This is a genomic window from Mesorhizobium sp. M7A.F.Ca.CA.004.04.2.1, from assembly GCF_004022825.1.
GTDB lineage: Bacteria > Pseudomonadota > Alphaproteobacteria > Rhizobiales > Rhizobiaceae > Mesorhizobium.
Genome location: NZ_RZPH01000142.1, coordinates 1 through 8,892 on the forward strand (window position 1 = coordinate 1; position 8,892 = coordinate 8,892).

Genomic DNA, 8,892 nt, shown 5'->3' on the forward strand with positions numbered 1-8,892 from the left:
TTCGGCGCGCGTTCAGGCAGCCGGCGCTAAAGTCCATTCCAGGATCAAGGACTGGCGGCGCCGATTGCACAACAGGCACCGCAACGAGGCCGACCGGGTGTAACGTCCCTTCCTCCCGGATCGACAGGGGCCGGAAGCACGCTTTCAAGCGGCTTCCGGCCTTCCCTGATGCAGCCTCCCCTTCACCGGGAATTCCTTGGCTTTTGGCGCATGGGCGTCTATCACCTTAGCGGAGCCGGCCAGCGCAGGCGGGCATGCGAGACGCCGAGCACGAAGCGCCGAATGACGGATCTTTTCACCGAAAACTCCCTTTTTCACGAAATCGAGGGCAATCCGCGGCCGGAAAATGCCACCGGCGGCTTCTTCACCACGCGTGACCGAAAGAATATCCGCTACGGCCTGTTCGGCGCGGTCGCTCGCCCGATGAAGGGCACCGTGGTCCTGCTCACCGGCCGCAACGAGTGCATCGAGAAATATTTCGAAACCATCCGCAACCTTGCCGATCGCGGCTTTGGCGTCGCCACGCTCGATTGGCGCGGCCAGGGCGATTCCGACCGGCTGATCCGCGATCACCAGCGCGGCTACGTCAGCAGCTTCCGCGAGTACACCGCCGACCTCGAACAGTTCTTCGAGGAGATCGTGCTGCCCGATTGCCGCGGACCGTACTACATCCTCGCCCATTCGGCAGGTGCCTTGATCACCCTGCTTGCCGCCCCATCAATGGTGAACCGCATCCGGCGCATGGTGCTGATCGCGCCCTTCCTGACGCTGCCCGACCTGCCGGTCTCGATCTCGACGGTTCGCCGCGTCTGTTCTCTGTTCTGCGCTCTCGGCCTCGGCCGGCTCTACGCCGCCTGGGGTCCGCGGCCGAGGGTTACGGCCCCGTTCGAGACCAACAAGCTGACATCGGACCCGGAGCGCTATCGGCGCAACACACGGATCTATGAAGAATACCCGCAACTGGCGCTTGGCGGGCCGACGATCCGCTGGCTGCAGGCAGCCGCGAAAGCATCGGAAGCCGTCAGCGACCCCGATTTCATGGCTCGGATCCAGGTCCCGCTGCTGATCATCGCCGCCGGCGCCGACCAGGTCGTCTCGACCAGGGCCGTGGAAGCCTACGCCAGGCGTCTGCGGCTCGGTTCGCTGCTGATGATCGATGGCTCCCGCCACGAAATCCTGCAGGAAGCCGACATCTACCGCGAGCAATTGCTCGCCGCCTTCGACGCCTTCATTCCCGGCAGCGACGACCCCACAGCCTGACGGGCGCCGGTCGCTGGCCCGCTCCCCAAGGGGTGCCGCCGGCAGTAAAACGACTGCTTCAAGCGGTCGGCATCACCTGAATGGCGGCGGACGCTCGTTTAGCCGCGCAGGGCGGCCATGGCGGCGGCATGAAGTTCCGGCGTCGCCGCGGCGAGTACATCGCCGCCCTGTTCCGCCGGCCCGCCGTCGAATGTGGTGACGACGCCGCCTGCCTTTTCGATGATCGGGATCAGCGCCACGATGTCGTAGGGCTTCAATCCGGGATCGGCGACGATGTCGACGCTTCCCGAGGCGATCATGGCGAAGGCATAGCAATCGGCGCCATAGCGGGCGAGCTGGATCTGTCTTTCGAATGCATCGTAACGGTTGCGCGCCTCGCCCTTGAACAGGGCCGGCGTGGTGGTGAACAGCGTCGCCTGGTCCAACTTCGTCGTCTTGCGGGTCGTCAGTTTTCGCGGCCCGCCTGGCCCCTCATAATGGGAGCCCGAGCCGTTGGCGTAGAAAAGCTCGCCGGTGAAGGGCTGCGCCATCATGCCGGCAACGGCGTCGCCGTCGACCGTCAGCCCGACCAGTGTGCCCCACACCGGCAGACCGGAAATGAACGCGCGCGTGCCGTCGATCGGGTCGATCACCCAGACGTGCCGGCTTGAAATGTTCTCGCTGCCATGCTCCTCGCCTAGAATACCATGATCGGGATACTCAGCCGATATCAGAGCCCGGATGGCGCGCTCGGCCTCGCGATCGGCCTCGGTGACCGGATCAAAACTGCCCTGTTCCTTGTTGGCGACCGCACCTTGGGCACGAAAGCGCGGCAAGGTCTCCGCCGCTGCCGCCTGCGCGATGCGACGCATGAAATCGATGCTGATGTCCAACTGATTCTCCCGCGTTGCAGCATGCCCGAGCCCGGCTTTGCCGCCAATTTCGTGCCAAAACAAGGGTGTCGAGGATTTTTCCGCGACGGCATCTGTTGCCTGGATGTCACACAGGCGCCATCGAAACGCAATTTCCACATCAGAGTGAATTAAAAAAGGCTGAAGGTCGCTTGACATTTGTGCAGCGCACAATACCCTCAATCTCGGACAGGGTTTCCTGTCCATGCCCTCCTTGGGCGTTTCCTCCCTAGACTTCGACCGTATCGTGCAAACGATGCGGTCTTTTTTTATGGCGCCATTCAGTCCGCGGCCAGCGGCAGGTTGTTCACTCCGCGGCCAGTGGCAGGTCGATGAAATGATGGTCGGGCATCGACATCAGGTCGGCTGAGAACCGCGTCAGATCGTCGGCCAGCGCATCGAAGCCGGCAGCCTTCTCGAACGTCCGCTCGTTCATATAGAGCCCCCGGTTGACCTCGATCTGCAGCGCGTGCAGATGGCGCGCCGGGCGGCCATAGTGCTCGGTGATGAAGCCGCCGGCATAGGGCTTGTTGTGGGCAACCGAATAGCCCATGGCGCTGAGCAGGCCGATCGCGGTCTCGGTCAGGGCGGCCGTTGCCGAGATGCCGAAACGATCGCCGATGATGAAGTCGGGCCGCTGGCCGCTGTCGCCAACCCGGATGCTCGCCGGCATCGAATGACAGTCGATCAGCACGGCAAAGCCGAACCGCGCATGGGTTCTGGTCAACAGCCGCTTCAGCGTCTCGTGATAGGGCTTGTAGACGGCCTCGATGCGGGCGACCGCTTCGGCCAGCGGCAAGCGGCCGGAATAGATGTCGAGCCCCTCGCCGACCAGCTTCGGCACCGTGCCCAGCCCGCCGGCCACCCGTGCCGAGCGGATGTTGCAGAAGGACGGCACCGGCTCGGCGAACATGCGCGGATCAAGCTCCCACGGTTCACGGTTGACGTCGAGATAGGCCCTCGGGAAATTCGCCGCCAGCAGCGGTGCGCCGAGCGCGACGGTCCCGCCGAACAGCTCATCGACGTAGCAGTCCTCGGACCGGCGGATGGCGTTGCGGTCCAGCCTTGCCATGGCAAGGAAGCGCTCCGGATAGTAGCGGCCGCTATGCGGTGAGTTGAAGAGGAAGGGGACGCGCTGCTCGACGCCCGACCGGATTTCGAAGGGTGGAAAGACCGAAAAATCCTCGGCTGCCGTCTTCAATTTGAACGAACCCGAAAACACCAGTGCATCATGATGTGAAAGTGCCACCTTGCAAGCCTCGTGTCCAGCATTTCGGCCACAGCACACGCCCGGCAAATATGGATCATCCCCGTCAGCGTTCACTTGATGTTTACCCTCACCTCCTCATATACAGGATGGTTAACGGGCTTGCCCAACGGCAACCTCGGGCGGGTGATTCGGACGGGATATCATGGCACGCATTCTTCTGGCGGAAGACGACGACGATATGCGTCGGTTCCTCGTCAAGGCGCTGGAGCGCGCCGGTTACCAGGTCAGTGATTTCGACAATGGCGCCAGCGCCTATGAGCGGCTGCGCGAGGAGCCTTTCTCGCTGCTGTTGACCGACATCGTCATGCCGGAGATGGACGGCATCGAACTGGCGCGGCGTGCCACAGAGATCGATCCTGATCTGAAAGTCATGTTCATCACCGGTTTCGCCGCCGTTGCGCTGAACCCGGATTCCAAGGCGCCGAAAGACGCCAAGGTGCTGTCGAAGCCCTTCCACCTGCGCGACCTCGTCAACGAGGTCGAGAAGATGCTGCAGGCGGCCTGAGCCCTTTTCTAGGCGAGGCGCCGCACCTCTTCGCCACTGCGGCGAGACGACGCCTTCTTTCCTTTTTCCTGCTATTGACGCGCTGGATCAAAAATGGTGTATGCGCGGCTTCGGATGGGCGTGTAGCTCAGCGGGAGAGCACTGCATTGACATTGCAGGGGTCACAGGTTCAATCCCTGTCACGCCCACCATCCAACCAGACAAGCAGATCTTGCATCGGCATTTCCCGGCTGGTTCCCCAGAGGTAGAGCGGTTCGCATAGGTTGACTTATAGCCTGCACCTGGCGCAACGCCGCATGCAGTGCTTGAGCTTGGCGAACGGTTTGTCGATTTGGGCTGAGGTCCGGACTATAGGGGCAGGAAGAAGAGCCCTTGCGAAGCCAGCCTACTGGTCATCGTCATCGCCATTGTCTGGATTGTCGACCAAACATCCCGCGCCGTGACACCCTTGGTAATTGCCTTGAGTGTCGAAATTCGGATTGCCGTCCTTGTCGTAACTCGGCCTTGGGTCGATGTAGCTGTCGTTCTTTCGACGCGCTTCCTTGCGATCCTTGTCTCTCTGTTCCTGCGCGGCTATGCGATCCATTGAGCGCTGCTCGTCTTCTGAACGTTGTGAAGTCTGTTGCATCATGCAGTCGGCAAACCTGTTGGTTCCTGGCCTATAGCCGTAAGAAGCGCACTGTTGCTGATCCATTGCGCGCTGATCCTCAGCGCTGACGCAACCAGCAACCGCCAACGGCACAAGCGCGATCAGCACATATCTCATCTTGAAATTCGGCATTTTGTCACTCCAGATCATTCTGATGGCACCGGGCAAGAGAGGTCACCCTCCTGGCAGTTCAGGTAGGCCCTCAACTGCCTGGTGCGAGCCTTGGTCAGTTCAGCTTGACAAGCAGCGGCAACCATCGGCGCCGCGGAGCCACCATCGTCACCGCTGGATTGAAACGTGCATTCGGCGTTGCGGAACGCAATCCACGCTCTCTGCGCTTTCACCAACCGTGCCTTGCCGTCGGAATCATCCGTAAGCCGCTTCTGGATTTGCTTGAAGGTTTGGTTCAACGCCTGATCGGCTCTTTTGAAGTCCGAAGCTGGATCAGCCAGAGCCGCAGTGGCGGCGAACGACAGCATGGCGACGCCAGCAAGTAGAAAACGCATGATTGTATCCCCGGAATGAAAACAACCACAAGTAAGCACGCATGGGGGCAGCCGACAAGCACCGAAAAACCGTATAGTAAGCAAAGGGTTGTCGGGTTCAACAACGCAGGACGGACGAGGCTGGGGCCGTGAGGTGATATGCGGGGAATGGCCGCCACAAGCTGACGTCAAGATTTGCCGTTTCGCCATTGTCGTGGGCGGCGCCGGCGAGTTTCGCAACCCGGTCCTGGCAGACCGGACGCCGGACGCAAACGCCGTCGCGGAAAGCTGTGCGCCCGTCCCGGTGCTGACCGGGACGGGCGACGGGCAATCAGATCATTGCGGCTCTGGATCAGGCGTATTTCCCGGCCTGTCGCCGCCGCCCTTGCCTTCACGGCAAGGCTCGCCGATGCCGCAGCATTTGCCGTTGTAGGTGACGCCGGGCTTCAGCTTGTCGCATTCCCTGGGAGCGGTTGTCTTGCAGCCGGCCAGCACCGAAACGGCGATGGCGGCCAAAAGGACGTTTCTTGAAACAGTAAACATCAGACGTTCTCCTTGATGGACCATGTTTGGACACATCGCTTGGTCGCGCCTCGGGAGAAATTGGTTCACAAGAAAATTGCGATCACCGGCGGAATCTTTTTGCGAGCTTGCCTTCGCGTGAAGGCGCATCGCCGATGCCGGGGCATTTTGCCATGCTATGTGGTTTTCGGATTTGATTTATCGCATTGTCTTGTCGGCGTTGCCTGCAACCTGCCGTGACCGATGCAGCAGAACCGTAACAGGACATTCGCAACATTGCAGGCGAGAGACGTTTTCCATGATTGATCGCGTTGGACAATTCAGGGCTTGGTCGCCTCACACTCAGAAATGGTCCAGGATCGAAGCCGGAATGGTTGGCGAAACTGCGCGCATTCCCGAGGCGGTGATCGGGTCTCCTTGCGTGCCGTCATGAGTTCACAGTCCAGAAGGGAAAAACTGTCGCCTTGGCCGAAGATACATCGCGAACTGAACCGTGTGCGCACGCAATTGCAGTCGCCGTGGTCGACATTGGGCAACGCGCTCATTTCCGCAAAGCAGAACGCTGAATACCGACGCGAACTCGGCAAGCGGATCGAAGCCGCCCGCGAGACTTACACGGCGTCGCCGATCTCGCAGATTGCCGACAGCTTCATGCTCGTCCGGATCATCGGCAATGATCTGGAACCGCGACACCGCAAGGGCCAGTCATTCGACAACGTGCTGTTCATTCTGGACAACGAACCGGTCTTCGACGCCTGCGAAAAATTCTGGATCGTCAATCGGATAGTCGACACCGACGAGGAAGCCCGGATCATCGGCCTGCTCGAAAGCCGCCGCCAGAATTTTCACACAATCCCCTTCGAACTCGATGCGTACCGGAAGATATCCTGGGACGTCGACCAGCTTGTTGCCGGCGACCTCAGATTCTCAGAGAAGGGCCGGGCGAGCGGAAAGTCCGCGCGTTACGAAACGCACATCCGCCGCAGCAAGAACCTCTATGTGATGAACAACAATGGGGCTCGCAACGCCGCGCTCGCGATTGCCCGCGGCAGGGCAAAATGGCTGATGCCCTGGGACGGGAACTGCTACCTGACAGGCTCTGCGTTCCAGCGGATACGGTCCGCGATCGAGAGAAACCCGCACCTTCCCTACGCTGTGGTGCCCATGGCGCGTATTGTCGACAATGCGCTTCTGCTGGACCAGAGCTTCCAGCCGCCGGCCGAGGAAGAGCCGCAGATCATATTTCGAGCCGATACCACGCAACTGTTCGACGAAAACTATGGCTACGGAAGGCGGCCAAAAATCGAGATGCTGTGGCGGTTGGCAGTTCCCGGCCCCTGGGATCGCTACCGCGACGACGCCTGGGATTTTCCACGCCCGGTCCGGGCAGCGGATGCCGGGCTGCTCCAGAAAGCGGGCTGGGTGGCGCGCCTGGATTCAGGACGTTCGCATCTGGAGATCGGCAAGGCCGGCTTCGTCGCGCGTCTGGTCAGCCGCGACCAGGCGATCGTCGATATGGTCGATCAATGTGACGCCAAGGCAGTCGCCGCTCGGCTTGATACCTCCCGCCTGGCTTTCTATGACGAAGACGCCCTCGCCCACGCGGTAAAGGACGGACCCATCCTGCGCTATCTCGAAACCGCGGCCGGTCAGGCACTCGCCCGCGGTCCGTTCAGCGTGCTCGACAAGACTGGCCGAGCCCCCAGCGGGGATCCCCAGGACTATTTTCACCCGGCGCCTTACTGGTGGCCCGACCCCGACAGACCCGATGGCCTGCCCTATATCAGGCTCGATGGCGAACGCGTGCCCGGCACGGCATTGTATGCAGCAGGAAGCGAAACCTACGATCGCACACGCTTACAGCGCGTCTTCGACGACACAACCGTGCTTGCGCTCGCCGCAACCGTGCTTGATGGACGTCATTACGCCGTCCACGCCGCGAGGCTCATTCGCGCATGGTTTGTCGATCCCAAGACAAGAATGAACCCGCATTTGCGCTATGCGCAGGTGCGGTCGGGCCACGACAACAATGAAGGGGCCGGCTACGGCATCATCGAGCTGAAGGATTTCTATTTCTTCCTGGATGCCGTACGCTTGATCGAGCGAACAGGAGTACTGGGCGACGAGGATCGCGAGGCGTTCAGAGCCTGGCTCGGTTCCTACTGTGAATGGCTGGACACCGCGCCGGCAGCCGCGACGGCCTTCTGCAGCAGCAGCAACCAAGGAACGTACTACGATTTGCAGCGGGCATCGATCGCCACATTTCTTGGCGACAGCGCCACCCTGGCCAAGATCAGCCTCTATGCTCGGGAGAGATTGGCGACCCAGATCGCAGCCGACGGCTCCTTGCCCAGGGAACTGTCCCGCACGCGCCCCAGGCACTACGCCATGTTTACCTTGCAAGGCTGGACGTCGCTGGCCCGTGTCATGTCTTCGGTTGGTGACAATCTCTGGCAGCACAAGACAGCCGAGGGACTGGGACTGGTCCAGGCGCTGCACTGGCTTGTTGCGCACGAGAACAAGCGACACACCATGTCGGCCGAAACTGTCGATCCGGATCGGCTTGGGCCGCTGCTTCTCGACCTGACGCATCATGATCCCGCAGGGATGCCACCTGCCGATCTGGGAAGGGCGGCCAAGCCCATATTTCATCCAGACGAGGCAATCGCGCCTTTTTGGCTGTGGCGAAGACGTTAGAGCAGTTCACCGTTTCACGGAAACGGCGACCCGCTCTAACTCCTTGTTTTTAAGCAATTCCGGACGGAAAACCGTTTCACACTTTTCCTGGAATTGCTCTAGGGACGTCCGGCATTCCTGGCCTGTCACGTCGATGATGAGAACCACTTTCCCGAAATCAAACGCCCGCGACGGTGCAAAGGCTCTTCATTCTGGCCACCGCCAGATCGGGATCAGCGAGCAATCCGGCCTGGTCGGCAAGGCGGAACACGTCGGCATAGTGACGGATGCCGCGCGCCGACTGCATGCCGCCGACCATCGCAAAATGGTCCTGATGGCCATTCAGCCAGGCCATGAAGACGATGCCGGCCTTGTAGTACTCGGTCGGCGCCTCGAAGATTTTTCGCGATAGCGGCACGGTCGGCGCCATCAAGGCGTCATAGCCGGCGCGGTCACCCTCCGCCAGTTTCGCCAGCGCTGCATTGGCGACCGGCGCAATCGCGTCGAAAATACCGAGCAGTGCGTGCGAGTGTCTTTTCTCGTCGCCGGCGATCAGTTCGGGATAATTGAAATCGTCGCCAGTGAACATGACGACGCCGTCCGGCAGACGGTTCCTCAGCGCGACCTCCTTGCCG

At 61.1% G+C, this 8,892-nt stretch carries 9 protein-coding genes and 1 tRNA gene; 4 read left to right on the top strand and 6 right to left on the bottom strand.

Annotated features, from left to right (window positions below; genetic code table 11):
* The first annotated feature begins 282 nt into the window (after positions 1-282).
* Positions 283-1,260: an alpha/beta hydrolase gene (locus EN893_RS09195; RefSeq protein WP_127273394.1), complete on the top strand. Its 978-nt coding sequence runs from the start codon at positions 283-285 to the stop codon at positions 1,258-1,260.
* 98 nt (positions 1,261-1,358) lie between these two features.
* Here the strand turns inward: EN893_RS09195 and hisN are convergent, their stop codons facing one another.
* Both hisN and EN893_RS09205 read right to left on the bottom strand, forming a co-directional pair.
* Positions 1,359-2,132 (bottom strand): histidinol-phosphatase, encoded by a 774-nt coding sequence (gene hisN / locus EN893_RS09200; protein ID WP_127270523.1) that lies wholly within the window; start codon positions 2,130-2,132, stop codon positions 1,359-1,361.
* Between the two features lie 325 nt (positions 2,133-2,457).
* On the bottom strand, positions 2,458-3,399 hold the full coding sequence (locus EN893_RS09205) for an N-formylglutamate amidohydrolase (RefSeq protein WP_127270521.1): 942 nt from the start codon (positions 3,397-3,399) through the stop codon (positions 2,458-2,460).
* A 163-nt stretch (positions 3,400-3,562) separates the two neighbouring features.
* Here EN893_RS09205 and EN893_RS09210 point away from each other — a divergent pair, with 163 nt between their 5' ends.
* Complete coding sequence (locus EN893_RS09210) at positions 3,563-3,925, top strand: response regulator (RefSeq protein ID WP_006199474.1); 363 nt, start codon at positions 3,563-3,565, stop codon at positions 3,923-3,925.
* Positions 3,926-4,041: 116 nt separating this feature from the next.
* Positions 4,042-4,116: transfer RNA gene (locus tag EN893_RS09215), tRNA-Val, on the top strand.
* Positions 4,117-4,310: 194 nt separating this feature from the next.
* Here the strand turns inward: EN893_RS09215 and EN893_RS09220 are convergent.
* The 3 genes from EN893_RS09220 to EN893_RS09230 all read right to left on the bottom strand — a co-directional run bounded on the left by EN893_RS09220 (position 4,311) and on the right by EN893_RS09230 (position 5,602).
* Positions 4,311-4,706 (bottom strand): hypothetical protein, encoded by a 396-nt coding sequence (locus EN893_RS09220; RefSeq protein WP_127270519.1) that lies wholly within the window; start codon positions 4,704-4,706, stop codon positions 4,311-4,313.
* A gap of 14 nt (positions 4,707-4,720) precedes the next feature.
* A complete protein-coding gene (locus EN893_RS09225; RefSeq protein ID WP_245490817.1) occupies positions 4,721-5,053 on the bottom strand; it encodes a lysozyme inhibitor LprI family protein in 333 nt (110 codons plus the stop codon).
* 342 nt (positions 5,054-5,395) lie between these two features.
* A complete protein-coding gene (locus EN893_RS09230; RefSeq protein ID WP_127267240.1) occupies positions 5,396-5,602 on the bottom strand; it encodes a hypothetical protein in 207 nt (68 codons plus the stop codon).
* A 408-nt stretch (positions 5,603-6,010) separates the two neighbouring features.
* Here EN893_RS09230 and EN893_RS09235 point away from each other — a divergent pair, with 408 nt between their 5' ends.
* Positions 6,011-8,278, top strand: a complete 2,268-nt coding sequence (locus tag EN893_RS09235) for an alginate lyase family protein (protein WP_127272392.1) — start codon at positions 6,011-6,013, stop codon at positions 8,276-8,278.
* A gap of 157 nt (positions 8,279-8,435) precedes the next feature.
* On the opposite strand, the gene EN893_RS09240 is transcribed toward EN893_RS09235, so the two are convergent.
* Positions 8,436-8,892 (bottom strand): DUF993 family protein (locus tag EN893_RS09240; protein WP_128361502.1); only part of this gene is annotated, 457 nt, incomplete at its 5' end.

What these genes read in the sequence shown, in the direction of transcription:
- EN893_RS09210 (WP_006199474.1), top strand. Translation starts at nt 3,563, where the DNA reads ATGGCACGCATTCTTCTGGCGGAAGACGACGACGATATGCGTCGGTTC.
- EN893_RS09195 (WP_127273394.1), top strand. Translation starts at nt 283, where the DNA reads ATGACGGATCTTTTCACCGAAAACTCCCTTTTTCACGAAATCGAGGGC.
- EN893_RS09230 (WP_127267240.1), bottom strand. Translation starts at nt 5,602, where the DNA reads ATGTTTACTGTTTCAAGAAACGTCCTTTTGGCCGCCATCGCCGTTTCG.
- EN893_RS09235 (WP_127272392.1), top strand. Translation starts at nt 6,011, where the DNA reads ATGAGTTCACAGTCCAGAAGGGAAAAACTGTCGCCTTGGCCGAAGATA.
- EN893_RS09225 (WP_245490817.1), bottom strand. Translation starts at nt 5,053, where the DNA reads ATGCTGTCGTTCGCCGCCACTGCGGCTCTGGCTGATCCAGCTTCGGAC.
- EN893_RS09220 (WP_127270519.1), bottom strand. Translation starts at nt 4,706, where the DNA reads ATGCCGAATTTCAAGATGAGATATGTGCTGATCGCGCTTGTGCCGTTG.